The 23149-nt window shown below is 50.8% G+C and carries 16 protein-coding genes and 2 riboswitches; of the genes, 13 read left to right on the plus strand and 3 right to left on the minus strand.

What is annotated here, in order from left to right; genetic code table 11:
* Nucleotides 1-5: 5 nt before the first annotated feature.
* The 3 genes from DXD78_RS10805 to accC are packed head-to-tail and all read right to left on the minus strand — an operon-like array spanning nt 6 to nt 3651.
* The gene (locus DXD78_RS10805; RefSeq protein ID WP_009038542.1) at nt 6-1538 is read right to left on the minus strand and encodes an acyl-CoA carboxylase subunit beta; all 1533 of its coding nucleotides are present in this window, start codon (nt 1536-1538) and stop codon (nt 6-8) included.
* A gap of 54 nt (nt 1539-1592) precedes the next feature.
* Nucleotides 1593-2108, minus strand: coding sequence for a biotin/lipoyl-containing protein (locus DXD78_RS10810; protein ID WP_005836686.1), 516 nt, complete (start codon nt 2106-2108; stop codon nt 1593-1595).
* Between the two features lie 31 nt (nt 2109-2139).
* Nucleotides 2140-3651 carry an acetyl-CoA carboxylase biotin carboxylase subunit gene (gene accC, locus DXD78_RS10815; protein WP_009038543.1) on the minus strand — a complete coding sequence of 504 codons (1512 nt, stop codon included), beginning with the start codon at nt 3649-3651 and terminating at the stop codon, nt 2140-2142.
* A 134-nt stretch (nt 3652-3785) separates the two neighbouring features.
* Nucleotides 3786-3991: riboswitch (cobalamin riboswitch) on the minus strand.
* A gap of 42 nt (nt 3992-4033) precedes the next feature.
* A riboswitch (cobalamin riboswitch) is annotated at nt 4034-4242 on the plus strand.
* 121 nt (nt 4243-4363) lie between these two features.
* Here accC and DXD78_RS10820 point away from each other — a divergent pair.
* The 13 genes from DXD78_RS10820 (at nt 4364) to DXD78_RS10880 (ending at nt 23138) form a co-directional block, all read left to right on the plus strand.
* Complete coding sequence (locus DXD78_RS10820) at nt 4364-6724, plus strand: TonB-dependent receptor (protein WP_009038544.1); 2361 nt, start codon at nt 4364-4366, stop codon at nt 6722-6724.
* Nucleotides 6725-6745: 21 nt separating this feature from the next.
* Nucleotides 6746-8068: a hypothetical protein gene (locus DXD78_RS10825; RefSeq protein WP_008663413.1), complete on the plus strand. Its 1323-nt coding sequence runs from the start codon at nt 6746-6748 to the stop codon at nt 8066-8068.
* A gap of 17 nt (nt 8069-8085) precedes the next feature.
* Nucleotides 8086-9033 carry a sirohydrochlorin cobaltochelatase gene (locus DXD78_RS10830; RefSeq protein ID WP_009038545.1) on the plus strand — a complete coding sequence of 316 codons (948 nt, stop codon included), beginning with the start codon at nt 8086-8088 and terminating at the stop codon, nt 9031-9033.
* A 69-nt stretch (nt 9034-9102) separates the two neighbouring features.
* Nucleotides 9103-10617, plus strand: coding sequence for a PepSY domain-containing protein (locus DXD78_RS10835; RefSeq protein WP_034529807.1), 1515 nt, complete (start codon nt 9103-9105; stop codon nt 10615-10617).
* A gap of 15 nt (nt 10618-10632) precedes the next feature.
* Nucleotides 10633-14544 carry a cobaltochelatase subunit CobN gene (locus tag DXD78_RS10840; protein WP_009038547.1) on the plus strand — a complete coding sequence of 1304 codons (3912 nt, stop codon included), beginning with the start codon at nt 10633-10635 and terminating at the stop codon, nt 14542-14544.
* 16 nt (nt 14545-14560) lie between these two features.
* On the plus strand, nt 14561-15118 hold the full coding sequence (locus DXD78_RS10845) for a hypothetical protein (protein ID WP_008663409.1): 558 nt from the start codon (nt 14561-14563) through the stop codon (nt 15116-15118).
* Between the two features lie 33 nt (nt 15119-15151).
* Nucleotides 15152-15757 carry a MotA/TolQ/ExbB proton channel family protein gene (locus DXD78_RS10850; RefSeq protein ID WP_008663407.1) on the plus strand — a complete coding sequence of 202 codons (606 nt, stop codon included), beginning with the start codon at nt 15152-15154 and terminating at the stop codon, nt 15755-15757.
* 21 nt (nt 15758-15778) lie between these two features.
* Complete coding sequence (locus DXD78_RS10855) at nt 15779-16111, plus strand: DUF2149 domain-containing protein (protein WP_005829376.1); 333 nt, start codon at nt 15779-15781, stop codon at nt 16109-16111.
* 115 nt (nt 16112-16226) lie between these two features.
* On the plus strand, nt 16227-18296 hold the full coding sequence (locus tag DXD78_RS10860; RefSeq protein ID WP_034529811.1) for a TonB-dependent siderophore receptor: 2070 nt from the start codon (nt 16227-16229) through the stop codon (nt 18294-18296).
* Between the two features lie 34 nt (nt 18297-18330).
* Nucleotides 18331-19155 carry a sirohydrochlorin cobaltochelatase gene (locus DXD78_RS10865; protein ID WP_005836669.1) on the plus strand — a complete coding sequence of 275 codons (825 nt, stop codon included), beginning with the start codon at nt 18331-18333 and terminating at the stop codon, nt 19153-19155.
* 209 nt (nt 19156-19364) lie between these two features.
* Nucleotides 19365-20264 (plus strand): AraC family transcriptional regulator, encoded by a 900-nt coding sequence (locus DXD78_RS10870; RefSeq protein ID WP_005836667.1) that lies wholly within the window; start codon nt 19365-19367, stop codon nt 20262-20264.
* Nucleotides 20265-20363: 99 nt separating this feature from the next.
* Nucleotides 20364-21773 carry a precorrin-3B C(17)-methyltransferase gene (gene cobJ, locus DXD78_RS10875; protein ID WP_034529850.1) on the plus strand — a complete coding sequence of 470 codons (1410 nt, stop codon included), beginning with the start codon at nt 20364-20366 and terminating at the stop codon, nt 21771-21773.
* Nucleotides 21774-21872: 99 nt separating this feature from the next.
* A complete protein-coding gene (locus DXD78_RS10880; protein ID WP_034529813.1) occupies nt 21873-23138 on the plus strand; it encodes a bifunctional cobalt-precorrin-7 (C(5))-methyltransferase/cobalt-precorrin-6B (C(15))-methyltransferase in 1266 nt (421 codons plus the stop codon).
* Nucleotides 23139-23149 lie beyond the last annotated feature (11 nt).

The following is a 23149-nucleotide window of genomic DNA, read 5'->3' on the forward strand; positions in this document are numbered from 1 at the left end:
TACTATTATAAAGGCATGTTGCCGTGCTTTTTCGGTGGATTGCTCTGATTCTTGTTGTGCGCCATCTCCAATGCCTGCACCAGCTTGTAGCGGGTGTCACGCGGCATGATGACCTCATCTATGAGGCCACGCTCGGCGGCGCGGTAAGGGTTGGAGAACTTGTCTTCATACTCCTTGATAATCTCCTGCTTCTCTTCGGCAGAGGACTTGCGGTAGAGGATGTTCACTGCACCCTCGGCACCCATCACGGCGATTTCCGCCTGCGGATAAGCCAGGTTCACGTCGGCACCCGTCGGTTTGCTGGACATCACGATGTAGGCGCCGCCGTATGCCTTGCGGGTAATCAGCGTTATCTTGGGCACGGTGGCCTCGGCATAGGCATAGACAATCTTGGCGCCGTGGCGGATGATGCCGTTGTGCTCCTGCATCGTTCCGGGCAAGAAGCCGGGAACATCTTCGAAGGTTATCAGCGGGATGTTGAAGCAGTCGCAGAAACGAATGAAACGTGCCGCCTTGTCGCTGGCATCAATATCGAGCACACCTGCCAAATAGGCAGGTTGGTTTGCCACGATACCTACCGAACGCCCGTTCAGGCGACCGAAACCGATAACGACGTTCTTGGCAAAGTGAGGCATCACTTCGAAGAAGTACTGGTTGTCCAGCACCGGTTCTATAATATCCTTGATGTCATAGGGCATGTTCGGGTCCTCAGGAATGACGGTCTGAAGCGCCTCTACCCGGCGATGGATATCGTCGGAACAGGGAGTGAAGGGAGCATCTTCCATATTGTTGGACGGCAGGAAGCTCAGCAGCTCGCGGATGCTCATCAGTGTCTCCTCCTCCGTATTGCACATGAAGTGGGTAACGCCGCTCTTGCTGCTATGCGTATAGGCACCGCCCAGTTCCTCCTTGTCCACCTCCTCGTGGGTCACGGTCTTTACCACGTCCGGACCGGTGATGAACATGTGGCTCTGCTCCTTTACCATGAAGATAAAGTCGGTAAGCGCCGGAGAGTAGCATGCCCCACCGGCACACGGACCCAGAATGGCAGATATCTGCGGAATGACACCCGACGCAATGGTGTTCTGATAGAAGATGGAGGCATAGCCTGCCAAGCTGTTCACACCTTCCTGGATGCGTGCGCCGCCCGAATCGTTGAGGGCAATGACGGGAGCACCGTTCTTCAGGGCAAGCTGCTGCACCTTCACAATCTTTGCGGCATTCGTCTCGCTGAGCGAACCGCCATGCGCCGTGAAGTCGTAGGCATAGACAAATACAAGGCGGCCGTCTATCTTTCCGTAACCGGACACCATGCCGTCTCCGGCAATCTGCTTCTTCTCCATGCCGAAGTTGGTGCAGCGATGGTTCACGAACTTGTCCAGCTCATTGAACGAGCCTTTGTCCAGCAGCATGTCAATACGTTCGCGGGCAGTCATGCGGCCGGAGGCGTGTTGTTTCTCTATCTTGTCTACGCCCCCACCCAGCGAGGCACGTTTGTCCAGTTCCTCAAACTGGCGGTATATTTCTTCTCTGTTCATATTTGCATTTACAATTTAGTGATTTATAATATACGGACTGAATGCGACTCGGGATTATTCCTCCTTTATCAACTCCAATTCAATCAATACTTGGTTGGCATTTACCGGTTCGCCCTCGCTCACGAGAATGTTGCGGACGATGCAGTCGGCATTTACCTTATAGTTACTCTGCATCTTCATGGCTTCCAGCACCACGGCAATGTCTCCGGCAGCCAGTCGGTCGCCCACCTTGACGGGGATGCTCACTACCTTGCCCGGCATCGGTGCCAGAATCTTGTCGCCCTGCTTCTCGTCGGCTCCTTTCTTCATGTGCAGATACTTGGCTTGCGTGTCTACAATGTCTACGTGGAAGGAACGCTGGAGCATGCTGATGTCATAACTCTTGCCGCCCTCGCCGCGCACAAGGCCTGCGTTGAACGAGTTTCCGTTGTGCAGGATGGAGCAACTTCCGTTCTCTGCCATCACAATGTCCACTTCGTAGGGCTTTCCGTCAATGGTAAGTTGTACCTTATTCCCTTCCTTACCCACCAGGGTAATGTCTGCGATACGGTCTCCTATATGTATTTCCATTATTAATTATCCATTATCAATTATCCATTCCTTAAATCCTGAGCACTCCCTTCTGCAAGCCAAATTCCCTCCAACGGCTGATGGGGCGGGCATCGGGTAGCTGTGCCGAAACATTCTCCTCCAGATTAACCAGATAGTCCATATAGGCAGCTATCATGGCTATGTTCTCCAACTCTTCGTTGGCAGTGTTGGTGCGTACCAGCATGCGGGCGTTCTTCTCGATAAAGAGGGTGTTGTACTCTCCCTTCACAAAGTCGGGCACGTGCATGATGCGCTTCAGATAGGCAAGGTTGGTCTTTACGCCCGTAATTTTGTACTCGTAGAGCACACGGCGCATACGCTCGATGGCATACTGGCGGGTGGTTGCCCATACGATGAGCTTACCTATCATAGGGTCGTAGTAGATGGGAATCTCATAGCCGTCGTACACATAGCTGTCTATACGCACACCGATTCCGTTCGGCTCCGTCAGTTGCTTGATGACACCGGGAGACGGCATGAAGTTGTTTTCCGTATCTTCGGCACAGATGCGGCACTCTATAGCATGGCCGCGCTGGAACAGTTCCTCCTGCTTGAGGTGCAGCACCTCGTCGTTAGCAATGCGGATTTGCTCTTTCACCAGGTCCACGCCTACCACTTCTTCCGTGATGGGGTGCTCTACTTGCAAGCGCGTATTCATTTCGAGGAAGTAGAACCGACGGTTCTTGTCTACCAGAAACTCGATGGTACCTGCACCGGAGTAGTTTACTGCCTTGGCTGCGGCAACCGCCTTCTCTCCCATCTCCCGGCGCAATTCCGGCGTAAGGAAGGGTGACGGGCTTTCTTCTACCACCTTCTGATTGCGACGCTGCACGGAGCATTCGCGGTCGAAGAGGTGGATGACGTTGCCGTGGTTGTCGCCCAATATCTGGAACTCGATGTGGTGGGGTTCTTCCACGAACTTTTCCAGATAGACCGTGTCGTCTCCAAAGGAGGACATGGACTCGGAGCGTGCCGTGTTGTAGGCTTCCACCACTTCGCTCTCGTTATGGATAAGGCGCATACCTTTACCACCGCCACCCATAGACGCCTTCAGCATCACGGGATAACCTATCTCGTTGCAGATGCGCACGGCTTCTTCGGCACTCTGCAAAGGTTGTTCCGTTCCGGGAACCACGGGTACGCCTGCCGCAATCATTCGCTTGCGGGCAGCTATCTTGTCGCCCATCGCCTCCATCGTCTCGGCGGCGGGACCGATAAAGATAATCCCTTCCTCCTTGCAACGGCGTGCAAACTCCGAGTTCTCCGACAAAAAGCCGTAACCCGGATGGATGGCATCGGCACCGCATCGCTTTGCCGTGGCAATCACTTTTTCAATATTCAGATAACTCTCTTTTGCCACGGCCGATCCTATCGGATAGGCTTCATCGGCATATGCCACATGATGAGAAGTACGGTCGGCATCGGAAAAGACGGCAACCGTAAGCAGTCCCATCTCCCGGCACGAACGCATGACGCGCAAGGCAATCTCACCTCTGTTGGCAATCAATACTTTCTTAATCATTTTACTTTTTCTTTAATATATAAAGGATATATATAGTCACACCACAATGCGGACATACCTTTAACAAAGGCATTCCATTTCTTGTTTAAATGTTCAACTAATATCTTCGTACTGTCTTCCTAACCCACGAGCAAAGGCAGCCTTTAATGAATGGCAGGTCTTCTGACTGACTCCTAATCCTGAAGCCTTCCCGATATTTCAATGCATATCAGTGGCAAAGGTGTTTTTCATGATATAAACGGAGCTTCACAGCAGCGGGACTGTCCGGGATTTACACCCGATTCCCTTTTAATCCAGATGATGGAAACATGCATCCGGAACCAATTCGCGGGCAAAGATAACAAAAATTATCAGGAGTATTCGCAAACCTAATAGTTTTTGTTATCTTTGTCCCAGTTTTGGTTTCACCTCTCCCGGTTCTGTTGGAGATGAGTGATGAAAAAGGGAATCAGGTGCAAATCCTGAACAGACCCGCTGCTGTAAGTCCTTCCAAAATCTTTGAATATTCTACAAGCCACTGTCCGCCCGGCGGATGGGAAGGCATTCAAAGAGGGATAAGTCAGAAGACCTGCCAAGACAACATAGTTTTAGTGCTTTCGGGGAATAAAGCAACAAAACATTGAGTCGAGGCATTCTTTATCCATATAAAGGAATCTTTCTCTTTGTTCATTTTTCCTTGAGGGCAAGTTACGAACGCTTATAAGGAACTGAAATGAGATTCATCACAGGACTGCTATTTACATTTATCTGCCTACTGCCTGCAGGTAGTATGGCACAGAATAAGGTCACCTTATCCGGAAAAGTCATAGACCAGCACGGGACACCGATAGCCCAAGCCACCATCGCTGTGGAAAACACCACCTCCGGCACCTATACGGACGACCGGGGGAAGTATTCACTGCAAGTCGCTCCGGGCAAACACACCTTCGTCGTCTCCTTCCTGGGCTACCAAACCGTGAAACAATCCCTCGACATCCGGCAGGATAAAAAACAGAATTTCACATTGCAGGAAAGCGCCGTGGCATTGAATTCTGTCGAAGTATACGGAAAGACCCAAACGCAGAAAGTGAAGGAAGGGGCCTTTGCTGTCAATGCACTCGACATCAAGCCGATAGTAAACTCACTAAATAACCTCAACGACCTGGTGAACCGTACAACGGGCATCAAGGTGAGAGAGGAAGGCGGGGTTGGCTCGGACTTCGACCTCTCCATCAACGGCTTGTCCGGAAATTCAATCCGCTACTTTCTGGACGGAATGCCACTGGACACCAAAGGAAGCGGTGTTTCCCTCGCCAACTTACCCATTAACATCATAGACCGGATTGAGATATACAAAGGAGTAGTCCCTGCCAGCTTGGGAACAGATGCACTGGGCGGTGCCATCAATATCATTACAAAGCAGGAGAAGAAGAATTATCTGGATGTATCTTACGGCATCGGCTCCTTCCATACACACAAGACGGACCTGAACACCCAGTTCGTAGAAAAGGGAACCGGACTAATAGTCCGGCCAACCGTTGGCATCAACTACTCCAAAAACGATTATAGAATGAAGAATGTGCAGATGCGCGACGAAAGCGGAGACAATTTCATATATGGCAATCCCAAGCGTTTTCATGACGGCTACTTCTCGCTACTGGCACAGGTGGAAGCCGGATTTGTCAACAAATCCTGGGCTGATGCCTTCTTTGTTTCCGCCTCCTATTCAAAAACAGACAAGGAACTGCAGACGGGGTCTGTCCAAAACAAAGTATACGGAATGGCAGAAAGGAATTCCGATTCCTGGAACATCTCTGCCCGCTATCAGAAGTACAACTTCATCCTGAAGAACATGCAACTGAATGCCTCCCTCTCCCACACCTGGGACCATTCCTTGACCGTGGACACTGCCTATCGGAAGTACTATTGGGATGGAGGATACATCGTGAGCCAGCGCAACGAGATTATGGGCAAAGAACCATCCATGCGCCACTACAAGCGTCCGCTCACCATTATGCGCACCAACCTGGACTATCAGCTGAATACCCATCACAGCTTTAATCTGAACTACCATTTGAGCCGTACCGGAAACGACCGCTTCGATGACCTTGATACCAGCTTCGAGCCGTCAAAAGATGTGGTTACCAAACATATCCTGGGACTCTCCTACAACCAGTCTCTGTTGGATGGCAAGATGGAAAACGTATTCTTCATAAAAGACTACATCAACCATCCCAATATCCGGCAGACCGACCAATCCAGCGTGACCGGCTCGAAGGATGTGCAAGGTTCCACCACCAAGAACTACTTGGGCTACGGTGCTGGACTTCGATACACCATCGTAGAACCTTTATCCATCAAAGTATCCTACGAACATAGTGTGAGACTACCCATTGCCCGCGAGCTGTTGGGAAACGGTACCACCATCTATGCCAACGTGGCACTGAAACCGGAAAACAGTAACAACTTCAATGCTTCTCTATTCGGCACATGGCACCCGGGCAATGGACATACATTCTATTACGAGATGAGCGGATTTTTCCGCAAGGTAAACAACTACATTCAGACCAGCATTGCCGAGAAAGAAGGCACGATGCAATATACCAACGTCCCTGCCGTCCACGTGAAAGGTGTGGAAGGGGAAATACGCTACGACTGGCAAGGCAGACTGCAGCTCTCCACCAACGTCAGTTACCAAGACACCCGCGACCAGCAGAAGTACAAGGGCGACGGAAAACCCTCCGCCACCTACAACAACCGTGTGCCCAACCGTCCCTGGCTCTTTGGCAGTGTAGAAGCATACTATACCTTCCGCAACATCGCCCTGCCCGAAAGCAGACTGCGCCTGGGTTGTACCTATCAGTGGGTGCACTGGTACTTTTTGACCTGGGAAGCTTACGGCTCGTATGACAACAAGGCACGCATTCCCGCCCAGCACATCTGTAATGCCGACATCACTTACTCATGGAGACGCGGACGCTATAATCTGGCTTTGGAGTGTACCAACTTCCTCGACAAGACAGCCTATGACAACTACAAGCTGCAGAAGCCCGGACGTGCTTTTTTTGCTAAATTCAGACTATTCATTAACTAATCATTTAATAATTCATTCAAAATGAGAAAATTCAAATTTACACTGATTGCCTTTATGGCTGCCATGATGGCACTGTCATTCACAGCGTGTTCCGATGATGACCCGGAACCTAATCCTAATCCGGACCCGGAAGTCAATGAGGATAACTATCACTTCGACCTATTTGTAACCGTAGACAAGCACGGCGGGATGAGTAGCAAGAATACCACTATCGTCCATAGCGTCAACTCATTGGCCGCAGAGCAGGGTGTCATCACTGTGAAAAGAGAAGGTTCGGAACTGGGAGATTACTCCATGGAGACTATCTCTAAAGGAAAATATTACTACCAGATTCCCGCAACCAATGACCGTTTCGTGAAATATCAAATCAAGAACAATGCTGTTCAGGTAATTGCAGAACGTCCCTTCAAGACCAACAGCTATAAGGTGCGTGCCTACACACATGCCTGGATTGACGACAATACACTCATCATCATGTCTACCAATGGCGGGAAAGACCAAGTGATTTATACAAAGCTGAACGCAAAAGACCTGACAATCCTCGATGAAGGTACTCTGAACATACCTGATCCTACCAACTGGACCAAGCTGACAAGCTCCGGTATCCTTACCTACCGCAAATCGGACAATAGATTGTACTACTTCTATTATTGGAAAGAAAAAGCCGGTCTGACAATTGCAAGCGAACAAGAGCCTAATTTCCACACAGCCATCATCAATCCGGTAACTATGGAAGTAGAAAAAGACATCAAATCTCCCGTTGAAGGTGAAATGGCAGGAAGTGCCTATGGAGAGCTGATGCAAAACTGCGTGATGTATGACGAAGCAGACAACCTCTACCTGGCTTGTTTCCATGAAGAGGCAAGTGGTATTGAAAAGGGGATGCTACTACGCATTAAGGTAGGCGCAACAGAATTTGACACTTCCTACAACGGTTATCAAAATGCAGACGGTAAGTTGATGACAGTTCAGTATTTAGGAAACAACAAAGCTTTGGTCTATGCTCGCAATGACAAAGCTCCTATCAGCGATAAAGCAGCTGCTGCAGGAATCAAAAAGCCTACAGCTATCGATGCATTCTCACACTACTATACCGTCATCGACCTTGCCACCGGAACCAAGACACGCTTAAGCTATGATGGCAAGGAAATCGGTTACAGCGGCGGTCGCTTCTCACAGCGTTCTGTCATCTTCAACAACAAAGCATACATTGGTGTAAACACTGAAGAAGATGCCAACGCCGTTATCTACATCTATGACATCAAGACCGGTAATGTAGAGAAAGGAGCCGAAGTGGACGGACGCTTCTACTTCGATATGATACGTGTCATAGAGAACGATTAAAACAAGCATCAGTATTTATGAAGAATTTGTTTGTCTTTTTATTCCTTTGTAATTTCCTCCTCCTCTGCCATGCGCACGGGGGAGGCAATTACGAGCACAGCGATATGCTTGCAAGTATGAAACCCGGTGACAAGGCCGCCCTGCTCATGGTGCACTTCGGCACTACGCATGACGATACCCGTGCCCTCACCATTGATGCCATCAACGCCAAGGCACAAGCTGCCTTCCCGGAGTTGAAGTTCCAAGAAGCCTATACGTCGCGCATCATTATCCGCCGCTTGAAAGAGCGCGGCACCACGAAGCTGACTCCACTGGATGCCATGCTGAAACTGCGCAGCGAAGGTTACACACACCTCATCGTGCAGAGCACCAACATCATTGACGGAGTAGAAATGGAATCACTCCTCCGGGATGTGGAAAGCGCACTGCCCTTCTTCAAGGAAATACGCGTAGGTACTCCCCTGCTCTACTCTATAGAAGATGCAGAGAAGGTGGCAGATATTCTGGGCAACCGCTACAACGTCCCGGCACAAGGCAAAAAGGCTGCCAAAGAAAACTTCGTGCTTGTGGGCCACGGCACTTATACTCCTGCCACTGCCATCTACAGTCAGATGGACTATATGCTGAAAGCAGGCGGACTGACCAATTTCCATGTGGGCACCATCGAAGGTTATCCTACCTTTGACACCATGCTGGCACAACTGAAAGCCGGGAAAGCCAAACGTGTGACCCTCATCCCCTTCATGTTTGTTGCCGGAGACCATGCCAAAAACGACATTGCCGGAGAGTGGAAGGAGATGCTCGAGAAAGAAGGCTTCACCGTCAGTGCACAACTGGAAGGACTGGGACAAATTCCGGAAATTCAAGAAATATTCATTGACCATATCCGTTTCGGACTGAAGCACCGCATGCTGGACATCATGACGAAGAAGGCGGCCTATGCTGCCGGAAAAGACACTGAATAATATACCCATTAGTGGGTATTTAGTGTTCTTGAATCATCTTGTACTTTTGCAGGAAAAACGCGAACGACAATGAATGTTATCACCAAACTGATGTACTCTATTCATAGGATACTGGGCACTTTGCTCTGTATCCTATTTCTTATGTGGTTCCTCTCCGCCTTCGTGATGATGTACCACCGTTTTCCCCGTGTCAGCGCCAAGGAGAAAATGCAAAAGCTGGAAATGCTCTCCCAAGCCGGAGACTCACTTCCGGACATCTCCTCCGTCACAGCCCGCCTGCCCCGTGGCGTAAAGGTCAGGTCTACGATACTGAACCTCAATGCCGGACACCCCGAGTTCAGCTTTAGTACCACAAAAGGCACGTTTCATTTCCTTGCCGATTCCACCATCTCACGACCCTCTTTGGACAGCGAGCACCTGCACCGAACAGCAGCTTTGTGGTGTTCTTCTCCCATTACCCGCATCGACACCCTCCACTCTCTGGACCAATGGATTCCCTTCGCTGAACTGAAAAAGGAAATGCCCATTTATAAAATATACTTTGCCGATGATGCCGGGACACAGCTCTATCTGAGTTCACAAAACGGTGAGGCCTTACAGTTCTCCAACAGAAGCGAACGCTTCTGGGCATGGCTGGGTGCCATTCCCCACTGGGTATACTTCACCTGGCTGCGGCAGGACACCGTCCTTTGGACTAAGACCGTCATCTGGCTCACAGCTCTGGGTTGTCTCATGGTCATTGCCGGCATTTGGGTGACCGTAGATGTATGGCGTAAGACGCACCGAAGCCGCCATCCCAAGTTCTCCCCCTACCGAAAAAGATGGTATCACTGGCACTACGTCAGCGGAATATTTTTCGGCATCTTCGTACTGACCTTCACCTTCAGCGGCATGATGTCTTTGGCAGACATTCCCGAATGGATTCATAAACCGGCACTGAAGAAAGGCAGCGCCACACGCACGCTCCATGCCCGTGCCCCACAACCGGAGGATTACCCCCTGGACTACCGCCGTGTCATAGCTGCCTATCCCCAAGCTTTGCAGATAGAGTGGCGCAACTTCCGCGAACATCCCTACTACATCGTAAAAGATAGAAAAAACGAGTATTACATCGATGCCGCCGACAGCCTGCCGCGTCCGTTACAACTCTCCGAAGAAGAAATCCTGAAAGGCGTGGAAAGCATTTATACCTCCCAGCGTGATTCTTCACAACATATCCCCGGCATACGTATCTCCCGGCTCGAACATTTCGAGACCTACTATCGCGACATGAGCAATATGTATCGCGGACGACCCCAGCTTCCCGTCTGGAAGATAACGGTGGACGACCCGGACCGGAGCGTCTATTACATTCACCCGGAAACGGGAATCATCCGCCATGTAGACACCTCCTCCCGCTGGAAATACTGGAGCTATACAGCCCTGCACCGCATGCGTCTGCCCGGTCTGAACTCCAATGCCACCCTGCGCAAGACTGTGCTTTGGGTATTGCTGCTTGGAGGTACAGCCGTTTGCATCACGGGTGTGGCGTTAAGTGTGAATTATATAAGAAGAAAATGTTGTAAAAGACAAAAACGCTATTAACGAGAATAAACTTGTATGAATAAGAAAAGACTTGGAATATTCCTCGGCAGCATAGCCCTATTGATTGTCTGCAGCTTTGCGGCCTATCAGTACTGGCTTGCTCCTACACGTATACTTATTATCAACGCAACCCTGGCACAAGCTGCCGACATTGCCCTGAACAATGACTGCGCCCGGATAGAAGTCACCTGCATAAAAAAAGAAGAGGTGAAGGACCTTTCCGGCTATGATGCCATCGTGATGTACAGCAGAGGGCTATACCTTGACGACGGCCAGATTGCCGAAGTGGAACGGGTGGGTGCCAGCGGAGTACCAGTCTTTACGAATACGTTACGAAATTTCACCCTCTCCCTCAATCACAATGTTACCAATGAACAACAGCATACGCTACGGGAGTATCTCAAGAACGGCAACAAGCACAACTACCGGAATGCCTTACTCTACCTGCGCCACATCGCCACTCCCCACCGGTGGGGACACCAGGATTACGAGCCTCCCATCCCATTGCTGGAGAACATGTTCTACCACCGCGAATACGGCCGCTACTTCAGTACTCCGCAAGAGGTGACCGCCTATCTGAAAGAAAAAAATCTCTACCATGAGGACGGACGCAACCTTGCCCTGATTTCCGGACTCAACTTTCCGATGGAAGGAAACCGTGCCCACGTAGATTCCCTCATCACGTGCTTGACACAAGCAGGCTTCAATGTCTATCCTTTCACAGCCGGAGGTCAACCGCGTGCCGATATGATACGTACCCTCCATCCCGATGCAGTAGTCTACCTGCCTATGGGACGGCTGGGCAATGACTCACTCATCAACTGGCTGCACCAGGAAAACATTCCTTTATTCATGCCCTTCCCGCTGATTCAGCCCCACGAGGAATGGCTGGACCCGGATACCCCCGTCAGCGGTGGCACACTGACCGCCCGTGTAGTGGTGCCTGAGATAGATGGAGGCATGCTACCCCTCTGCATCGCTACCCAAAACGAAAACAAACACGGATACTATCTGTACACCGCTGAAAATGAACGGATAGATGCCGTAGTGGACCATATTACCAAGTACATGTCCTTGAGAGACATGTCCAACAAAGAAAAGCGCGTTGCTATCTGTTACTTCAAGACTCCGGGAAAAGACGCCCTGCTGGCAAGCGGTATGGAAGTGATTCCTTCACTCTATAACTTCTTGAAACGCCTGCGTTCGGAAGGGTACGACGTCAGTGGACTGCCTGCTACTGTAGAGGAGTTCGGCAAGCGGATACATCGTGACGGTGCCGTCATGGGTTCGTATGCCAAAGGAGCACAAGAACAGTTTTTGAAAACGGCACACCCGATATGGCTTTCTACCGAGCAATACGAACAATGGGCACACGAAGTACTCCTTCCCGAGAAATATCAGGAAGTAACAGACAGATATGGAGATGCGCCCGGCAATCTGCTGGTAACAGAGGACAGTATTGCCATTGCCTGCTTGCAATTCGGCAATATCCTACTCTTCCCCCAGCCCCGCCCGGCATTGGGAGATGATGAGTTCAAACTGGTGCATGGAATGCCGGTAGCGCCGCCCCACAGCTACCTGGCTCCTTATCTGTATATGCAAAAAGGATTCAAGGCAGATGCAGTGATTCACTTCGGCACCCACGGCAACTTGGAATACACGCCCGGAAAGAATGTGGCACAGTCGCAGGCCGACTGGTCGGATGTACTGATTGGTAACCTCCCCCACTTCTATTTCTATACCACCGGAAACGTAGGCGAGGGTATCATTGCCAAACGCCGGACACATGCCGTACTGGTCACCCATCTCACTCCGCCCTACGTGGAGAGCGGTATGCGCCAACGCTATTCGGCCTTGCTCGAAGATATTCACAAAGTGCTGGACGAAGGTACCGAAAAACACCGAACCCTAGGAATAAGTATCAAAAAAGAAGCCATGCGTCTGGGACTGCATCGCGACCTCAACCTCGACTCCATCTCCAGTGACCCCTACACAACCAAGGAGTTGGAACGTCTGGATGCCTTCACCGAAGAGATAGCCAACGAAAAGATACTGGGTGCGTACTACACCATGAACGAGCCTTATTCTGACCGCGACCTGCTGACTACCACTCTCGCCGTCGCTGCCGACCCGCTGGCATACGAAACGGCCCGCAAGGACCGCGATAAAGGCAAAATCACCACAGAGCAGTTGCAAGACTTCACCTATATAGCCCACCACTACTTGCCTGCCGCCAGGAAAAGGCTGACCGCCTTACTCCAGAATCCACCCAAGGATACTGCATCTGTAGCACCGGAGCTTCGCCCCGCCCTACTCTATCGCGAACAGTTGCTTGCCTCCCCCGTCAACGAACAGAATGCCATGGTGCGTGCACTCAGCGGAGGAACCGTATTCCCTGCGCCGGGAGGTGACCCCGTACTGAACCCGAACGTTCTGCCCACCGGACGCAACATGTACAGCATCAACGCCGAGAATACTCCCAACCCAAGGGCTTGGGAAGATGGAAAGCGATTGGCAGAAGCGACTTTAAAACAGTACATCAGCAAGCACGGCGAATATCCCCGGAAAGTAAGCTATACCTTCTGGGCAGGCGAATTCATCAATACGGAAGGAGCTACGCTGGCCCAGGTATTCTGGATGCTGGGAGTAGAACCCGTACGCGACGCCCAAGGCAGAGTGGTTGACCTGAAACTGGTGCCCAGTGAAGAACTGGGGCGTCCGCGCATCAATGTGCTGGTACAAGTGTCCGGACAGCTACGCGACATAGCCGGTTCCCGCTTGAAGTTACTGACCGATGCTATACGTCTGACATCGGAAGCCGGAGATGAGACCTATCCCAACTATGTGGCATCGGGTACACTGTTGCAGGAAAAATTACTGGTAGAAAAGGGAACTTCCCCCAAACGTGCCCGTGAAATGTCTGTGATGCGTGTATTCGGACCGGTCAACAGCGGATACAGTACCGGTATGATGGCCTATACCGAGCACAGCGGCTCGTGGGAAAGCGAAAAGGAGATAGCCGAAGGATACCTCAACAATATGGGTGCCTCTTATGGGGACGACGAAAATTGGGGAGACGTCCAGGAAGGTTTGTTTGCCTCGGCACTGTCCGAAACGGATGTTGTCATCCAGCCCCGTCAAAGTAACACATGGGGCCCCATCTCCCTGGATCATGTATACGAATTTACGGGTGGACTCTCGCTCACCGTCAAAACCGTGACCGGCAAGGAACCGGATGCCTATATGGCAGACTACCGCAACCGGACCAACCGCCGCATGCAGGATGCCAAAGAGGCCATTGCCGTAGAGACACGTTCCACCGTCTTGAACCCTACCTTTATACAAGAGCGGATGAAAGGCGGGGAAGGTTCGGCACAGATGTTCGGCGAAATCTTCCGCAACATCTTCGGCTGGCACGTCATGCGTCCGTCGGCCATGGACAAAGAACTGTTCAATGACTTGTATAGAATGTATATAAAGGATGAGAATAAGCTGGGCATTCACGAGTACTTCCTCCGCGTCAATCCCGCCGCATTCCAGGCTATGACAGCCGTCATGCTGGAAAGCGCCCGCAAAGGTTACTGGAAAGCATCTGATGAGCAACTGAAAACCACTGCTTCCCTGCATGCACAAATCACACGCGAAAAAGGTGCCGCTTGTACCGAATTCGTTTGCGACAATGACAAGCTACAGTCGTTCGTTGCCGACCAGTTGGATAATAGCGAGAAGCAGACCTATACCCAGAACATGAAGGAGGTACACGAAGCATCCGCAACCGATGGCAAGGATGTCGTACTGAAAGAACACAAACTGACTTCCGAACAAACGGTACGTAAGAACAGGGTGAACGGAGTGGTTGCAGGCAGTCTTGTCGTCATCACCTTCATCGGACTGGTCGTACTGTTGAAGAAAAGAAAAAAAGAATAAATAGAAACAGAGTATTATGGAATACGCCATTCATCTGTTAGCCCTATTCATCGCCCTCAATTTTCTATTAAAGGTGGGGTTCTATCCACGCTGGGGAATGTGGACGGTTGCCGCAGGCTATGCCTTTTTTGCGTGGCTGGTGACTCCATGGATGACGGAACAGTCCAAGACCGTGGTGGCAGCTTTCTTTGCCTCCCGTCCACAGATGTTGAACTTGTCGGTATGTGTCACTCTGGAAGCCGCCGTAATGATAACTTTCTGTTTCGACTGTTTCGCAGAAATGCGTACCCGCAACACGGCCTTCAAACAAGCGGTCACCCTCTTCCTGAAGTTATACCCCGGCATACTGATAGGCGGAGTAATATGCTATGTCCTGGCACTGCTGCTTTTCACTTTTCCCGGAATAGATTTCGGCAGTCTCTCATGGATAGCAGCCGGCGTTACTTTCCTTGCAGTTTGTGCTGGGAGCCTTCTGCTGCGGCATGCTATCGGTGATAAACCACTGCGCTTGGAAGTACTGTTCATTGTTAATATTTTCATTGTTATATTGAGCATCATTGCCACGGGCTATTGAAATAAATTAAAGAATTAAAAACTAAAAAGATATATGGAAACAATCTCAAACACACTGTTCTGGATTTCAAACGGGCTGCTGGTTCCCGTCGTAGTCCTGCTGCTGCTATTCTTTCTACGTGCCATTATCCTTGCGGGAGGTTTCTTCGGTGAGTTCTACCAGCGGATGAATTTACAGAAGCAATTCACTGAAACACTGGAGAACATCACCCCAGAGAATATAGACGGACTGCTGCAGCAACTCCCATCGGCAGGCAACTCCCCTCTCCTCCGCAACTTGTCCAAATTGTCCGCACACCGGGACGACGCTGCCTACTGCGAACACCTGCTTGCCAACTATGAAATGGAAGCCGAGAAGGAGTTGGGACGTTCGCGTACATTCATCAAACTGGGTCCCATGTTGGGACTGATGGGTACCCTCATCCCGATGGGTCCCGCACTGGTGGGGCTGGCACAAGGAGACATCTCCTCCATGGCCTACAATATGCAGGTGGCTTTTGCCACTACAGTGGTAGGGCTGGTCATTGCTGCTGTCGGCGTCATTACCCTGCAAGTGAAACAACGCTGGTATGCCCGCGAAATGAACGACTTGGAATATCTGTACAAAGTGATAAGCCGCCAAACGGCCGAAAAGGAATAACGGACTAACGATACGAAAACTATGAAGAGTAAGAGAAACAGATTACTGCACAGCGATTCGGACTCCGACCCCATGGGTACGGTAGCCAATCTTTTTGACGTAGCGATGGTCTTTGCCGTAGCCTTGATGGTGGCTCTCGTCTCCCGCTTCAATATGACGGAGATGTTTTCCAAAGAAGACTTCACCATGGTGAAGAATCCCGGAAAGGAAAATATGGAAATCATTACCAAAGAAGGGCAGGAAATCAAGAAATACACTCCCAGCGAAGACCAAAAGACCTCCGGTAAAAGAGGAAAGAAAGTGGGAGTTGCCTATCAGCTTGAAAATGGAGAGATTATCTATGTGCCGGAATAAGGGAATACAGTACCTATTAATAGCTATTTGGCCATCGCAGTATAACAACTATTAAGTATTTCACCCTCCGATAATGGTATGTACATTTGCAGCGTTATATAAAATAAAACAATATATGATAAAGAAAAGACTTCTCACAGCTCTCCTTATGGGAGGAATCATCGCCACCGGTGCCTATGCACAAGCAGAAAAAGGTGACAGCGACGATATGACCAAGAAAACTCACGAGTTGAACCCGGTGGTAGTAACGGGTACAGGTACACATCAGCGACTGAAGAATACCCCGTCTCCCGTATCGGTTATCACTGCCAACGAGATAAAGCGTGCCGGTATCACCGACTTCCAGCAGGCCTTGACCATGATGGTACCCTCGCTCTCCTTCCGTCCGAACGCAATGGGGTCCTATCTGATGATGAACGGACTCTCCAACAAGCACGTGCTGATATTGGTCAACGGACGCAAGGTCACGGGAGACATTACCGGTAACATCGACCTCAACCAAATAGACATGACCCGCGTCAAGCGCATCGAGGTACTGAACGGAGCCGCTTCTTCCCTTTATGGTTCGGATGCCATCGGCGGTGTAATCAATATCATTACCAACGAGCCTAAAGATGTGGTAGCCTTCAGCAGCAATAGCAGCTATACGAGAAAGAATCAATTCTCCCAAGGCTTGAATCTGGACATCGCCCAAGGAAAAATAGGGTCCTATACTTCCTATAAATACGACCACTCCGACGGTTGGCAAAACAGCCGTCTGACAGAAGATGGAGAAGACATCATCGAAACGATTGCCCCGCTCTCCCTGGGCTACAGCTCGAATAACTTTTCGCAGAAGTTTACCTATGATGCTACGGACCAGCTTTCCTTCTATGCCAACGGTGGATACTATAACCGCGGACTCGAACGTCCGGTAGAACGCGAAGACATCACCGGCGGAAGCAAGTACAACACTACCTACGAAGGTTACAACTGGGGGGCAGGCGCCAAATACAAACTGAGTAAACGCAACGTTATCCAGTTCGACTATTCAGGAAACAATTACGCATCACGCTACAAATACCTGATAGAAAACAGCGGATACCTGCCCGGACAGTATGCGCTTACCAAGCTTCAGAAATTCCATGATGCCGAGTTGAAAGGTATCTTCGGTTTTACAACCAACAGCACTACGGTGTTCGGTGCAGACTATCGCTGTGAAGTGCTTCGCCGTCCCGACTCCGATTTGGACAAAAGTGTCTATACGGCATCAGCCTACGGCCAGCATGAAGTGAAGCTATGGAACCATCTGACCGGTGTTGCGGGTGTACGCTACGACCATCACGAACAGACGGGTGGACGCTTCACCCCCAAAGTGGCAGCCATGTACAACATAGGCAACTTCAATGTACGTGCCACCTATGCTGCCGGATTCCGTGCTCCGGGCATCGACGAGCTCTACTACCACATGTTCAAGAAGACAATGGGTACACGGGCCACCATCTCATTGGGTGACGAGAACCTCGACCCCGAACGCAGCAACTATTACTCCATCAACATGGAATACCGCACCAGCCGTTTCAGTGCTTCCGTCACCGGCTACTTGAACTACGTAAAGAACATGGTAACTTCCAAATCCACCAAATTCGATGACCTACCGGAAGCAGAGCAGAACCGGTTGCGTGAAGAGTTCCCCGAAATCGGTGACCTTTCATCCACGAAAAACCTAAGTGTCAAGAACTACTTCAACTTCGAGAAAGCTACCGTCAAAGGCTTTGAAGTGAACTTGAACGGCAATCTGTTCCCGGGCTTCACCCTGGCCGGAAACTATACCTACGCCTATGGACGCGGTCTGAACGAAGGAGGCGAATGGCAAAACATCGAGCGCAGCATACGCCATACAGCCACCATCACCGGAAACTATACACACAGCTGGAGCGACTATACCTTGAACCTCAACTTGAACGGTCGTCTGCAAAGCAAAGTCTACTATCCGGGCGACGCGGACGGCAATGCTCCGGGCTACGGCATCTGGAACCTCAATACCCGCCATACCTTCGACGGCTTCCGCAACTTTGTCATCGAACCGGGCATCGGCATAGACAATATCTTCAACAAGAAGGACAACCGCCCGCTGAACAAGAACTTCGCCTTGTATTCTCCGGGACGTTCGGTAGTAATCAGCCTGGCACTCAGACTAAAATAATCTCTCCATAACGCATTTAGAAACAACAACAATTATGAAACATCTTTTCATCACTCTCTATTTACTCGGCATCAGCCTCTTCTCCTCCGCACAACAAGAGGAGAAGGCGGCTCTGCTCATCACCCATTATGGCAGTTCGGACCCTCAGACACGTGCCTTGACGCTCGACGTCGTGACCCGTGAGGCACAAGAAGCCTTTCCGCAGTTTACAGTGCGCGAAGCATACATCTCGCCGATTGTACGAAAAAGACTTGCCAAGGAGGGTGTGTACAAAGACAGCCCTACGGATGCACTGCTGAAACTTCGCGCCGAAGGCTACCGGACCATCTACGTCCAGAGCACCACCTTGATAGAAGGCAGTGAGATGACCTCCGTCCGCAGGGATGCAGACAAGCTCCGTCCCTTCTTCAAGGAGATAAAAGTGGGAAATCCCCTGCTCTACTCCGTCGAAGACTGCGAGAAGGTAATCGGTATACTGACCGCCGAACAGCCGGAAAAGAAAGAAGACATTGTCTATGTGGGGCACGGCAACCAGCTACCCAGCACGGCTACTTACGCCATGCTCGACTTCATGATGAAAGCCCATGGACTGAAGAACTTCCACGTCAGCACCATTGAAGGATATCCTACCCTGGACGCAACCCTGCTGCAACTGAAAGAGACACGCCCCAAGAGCGTGACATTGGTTCCGTTGCTGTTGGTATGCGGCAACCATACCAAGGAAGACATTGCCGGCGTGTGGAAGACGGAACTTGAAAAGCAAAGCTATCAAGTGAATGTACGCATGCAGGGACTGGGCGAAAACAAAGCCATCCGCCAGCTCTATATGGAACACATCAAAGCTATGCTAAAAGATTGATAACCAGCAAGCGTAAAAGGGCTACACCTTTTACATACCAAGGCTACACCCTTTGCTCCGGATGGCTACACCATTCCGGACAAAGGGTGTAGCTCTTTTCAATGTACACAGATTACGGACATTTGTAACCATATTACGGATTCCTCCTCCTGCGATATGGAACTTTCCGGATTATTCTCTACATTTGTACAAAACTAACAGGAACGTTTATGGAAGAAGTAATCAAGCTCAATGCTGTAGACCAATACAACAAGATGTTCGGTCTCGAAACCCTGCATCCGCTGGTCAGCGTAGTCGATTTGTCCGAAGCCACCGGATATCCCAGGCATTTCACCTTGAACTATGGCGTATACGCCCTTTTCCTCAAAAACACCAAATGCGGAGACATACGCTATGGAAAACAGTATTACGATTACCAGGAAGGCACGGTAACCAGCTTCGCCCCGGGCCAGGTGACCGAGGTCAACATGCTGGAAGGTATGCAGCCCAGCGCCTCCGGCCTGCTGTTCCACCCCGACTTGATAAAAGGCACCTCGCTGGGACAGGGAATAAAGCAGTATTCCTTCTTTTCCTATTCCTCTACCGAGGCACTGCATTTGTCCGAAGACGAGAAAGAAATCTTCCTCGACTGTCTGAAGAAGATTAAGATGGAAATCCAACGCCCCATCGACAAGCACAGCAAGGGTCTGATTGCACGCAACATCGAGCTACTGCTGGACTACTGCATGCGTTTCTACGAACGCCAGTTCATCACCCGCTCGGCAGCCAACAAAGACATCCTGATGAAATTTGAAGCACTGATAGACGACTATTTCCAGAGCGACAAACCGCAGACCGAAGGACTGCCTTCCGTGAAATACTTCGCAGACAAAGTGTTCCTCTCCTCCAACTATTTCGGAGATTTGGTGAAGAAGGAAACCGGAAAGACGGCGCAGGAATATATCCAGAACAAAATCATCGACCTGGCCAAAGAAATGATTATAGGAAGCGGGAAGACGGTCAGCCAGATTGCCTATGAGCTGGGATACCAGTATTCGCAGCACTTCAACCGCGTGTTCAAGAAGAACGTAGGCTATACTCCGAGCGAATACCGGCACTTACAGGTTTAGACAATAAGGATTCACCACAGATTACGCGGATTAACACAGAGTTTTTTCGGTTTCATCAAATATAAGTTCTATCTTTGTATGCCAATAGAACATATGGATATGAAACACCCCAAAATAATTGTTGCCGGCATCGGACCGGGCAATGAATCGGATATAACTCCCGCCGTAATTTCCGCTTTGCAAGAATCAGATGTAGTGGTGGGATATAAGTACTATTTCCAATTTGTAACCCCTTATCTCCACCCCTCAACAGCATGCATAGATACCGGCATGAAGCGTGAGCGCGCCCGTGCCGAGCAGGCTTTCGAGCTGGCGGAGCAGGGAAAGACGGTCTGCGTCATCAGTTCCGGGGATGCGGGCATTTATGGTATGACGCCGCTTGTCTACGAGATGAAGCGGGAAAGGAACAGCGACGTAGAAATCGTTTCGCTGCCGGGCATCAGCGCTTTCCAAAAGGCAGCCTCACTGCTGGGAGCTCCCGTAGGACATGACTTCTGTGTCATCTCCCTTTCAGACCTGATGACTCCCTGGGAACGTATTGAAAGACGTATCACCGCAGCCGCTGCCGCCGACTTCGTGACGGCAGTCTACAACCCCAAAAGTGAAGGACGCTACTGGCAGCTTTACCGCTTGAAAGAACTCTTTCTGCAGGAAGGACGCTCACCGGAAACGCCCGTGGGATATGTGCGCCAGGCAGGACGCCCGGAACAAGCGGTACACATCACCACGCTGGGAGATTTCAATCCCGAAGAGGTGGATATGTTTACAGTCGTATTGATAGGCAACTCACAGTCCTACGAATGGAACGGAGCCTTCATCACTCCGCGCGGCTATTACCGGGACACGAATACCGAAGCCACGGGCATCGGGCAAGACATCATGATTCGCAGTTTCCGTACCATCGAAAAGGAACTGAAGAACAAGCATATTCCCCTCGACCATAAATGGGCTTTACTCCATGCCATACATACCACCGCCGATTTTGAAATGGAGCATCTGCTGCATACGGACGAAGGTGCCGTGGCTTCCTTGTATCAAGCCATCGAGAAAGGCGGAATCAAGACGATTGTCACAGACGTCACGATGGCAGCCAGCGGTATCCGCAAAGGAGCTTTGCAGCGGCTGGGCATAGAGGTGAAATGTTACCTCGGCGACCCGCGCACGGCGACGATGGCTGCAGAGAAAGGCCTCACCCGTACCCAGGCAGGCATCCGCCTGGCTGTGGAGGAGCATCCCGATGCTTTCTTTGTATTCGGCAATGCACCTACGGCACTTATGGAACTCTGCGACCTGATACGTAAGGGCAAGGCACATCCGGCGGGCATTGTTGCCGCACCGGTAGGCTTTGTGCATGTGCAAGAGTCCAAACACATGGTGAAACCCTTTACGGAAATACCCAAGATTATCGTAGAAGGACGTAAGGGAGGCAGCAACTTGGCTGCCACGCTGGTGAACTCCGTGTTGTGCTACAACGATGCGGAGCAGTTGCGCCCGGGCAGGGATGTGTAAGTGAAAAAAGACATTCCATAACATTACTTGTTACGACCGATAACATTACTTGTTATGCCCCTTTACATTACTTGATATTTTCATAAGATTACCCGTTGAATGAAACACAGATTTATAATCATAGGAATGGATGACAACCGTTCCCCCTTCTTTCCACCGGAAGCACTGGCACAGATACGGAAGGGGAAGGTCTTCTCCGGTGGCATACGGCATAAGGAGATTGTCGGTCCTCTGCTGCCTGCCGGGGCCGAATGGATTTCCATCACCGTACCGCTGGACTGTGTCTTTTCCCATTATGAAGAAATATTTACCCGCTTCGAAGAGACGGCTACGGACAACTCCATCATTGTATTCGCGTCCGGCGACCCGTTGTTCTTCGGTTTTGCCAATACCATAAAGCGTAAGCTTCCCGAGGCAGACATTCTGCTCTATCCCGCTTTCAATTCCTTGCAGACATTGGCACACCGCCTCGTCATGCCGTATGACGACATGCGCACCGTCTCCCTGACAGGACGCCCCTGGCAGGAGTTCGACCGTGCCCTCATAGAGCGTGCCCCCAAAATAGGCATCCTCACCGACCGCGAACATACCCCGGCCACCATTGCCGCCCGCATGCTGGAATACGGGTACTCCCACTACACACTATACATCGGCGAGCATCTCGGCAATCCCGAAAAGGAACGCATACGCCGGATGACACCCCAGGAAGCGGTTTCCGGTGACTTCGAACATCCCAACTGCCTGCTGCTGGACAGCCATCCCGGACAATGCCGCACAAACTCCCTGCACGGTAGCGAAGCCCCAGACTTTCCAGTCCGTCCCTTCGGCATCCCCGATGAAGAGTTTGCACATCTTGACGGACGCGCCCGCATGATAACCAAGGCTCCCATCCGCCTGCTCACCCTGCAGGCATTGGAACTGAACCGCCGCCGCGTCTTCTGGGACATCGGTTTCTGTACCGGTTCCGTCTCCATCGAAGCCCGCCTGCAATTTCCTCATCTCGCCGTCATCTCCTTCGAGATACGCCCCGAAGGAAAAGAGCTGATGGACACCAACTCCCGCCGCTTCGGCGCACCGGGCATTACGGCGGTAACCGGAGATTTCCTGCACACCGACCTCACTCCCTTTGCCCGCCCCGATGCCGTCTTCATCGGTGGACACGGCGGACATCTGGAGGAAATGATAGAGAAAGTGAAACAAGTGCTGCACCCCGAAGGCTGCATCGTCTTCAACTCCGTATCGGCAGAAAGCAAGGAGGCGTTCTGCCGAGGAATCGAGCGGAACGGAATGGTGCTCCACCCTTCCACCCATATCGCCTTGAACGAATATAACCCCATTGAAATTATGAAAGCCACGCTTTCTTAAACATACCCATT

The sequence above is a fragment of the Bacteroides sp. D20 genome (assembly GCF_003436255.1).
GTDB classification, from domain to species: Bacteria; Bacteroidota; Bacteroidia; order Bacteroidales; family Bacteroidaceae; genus Bacteroides; species Bacteroides uniformis.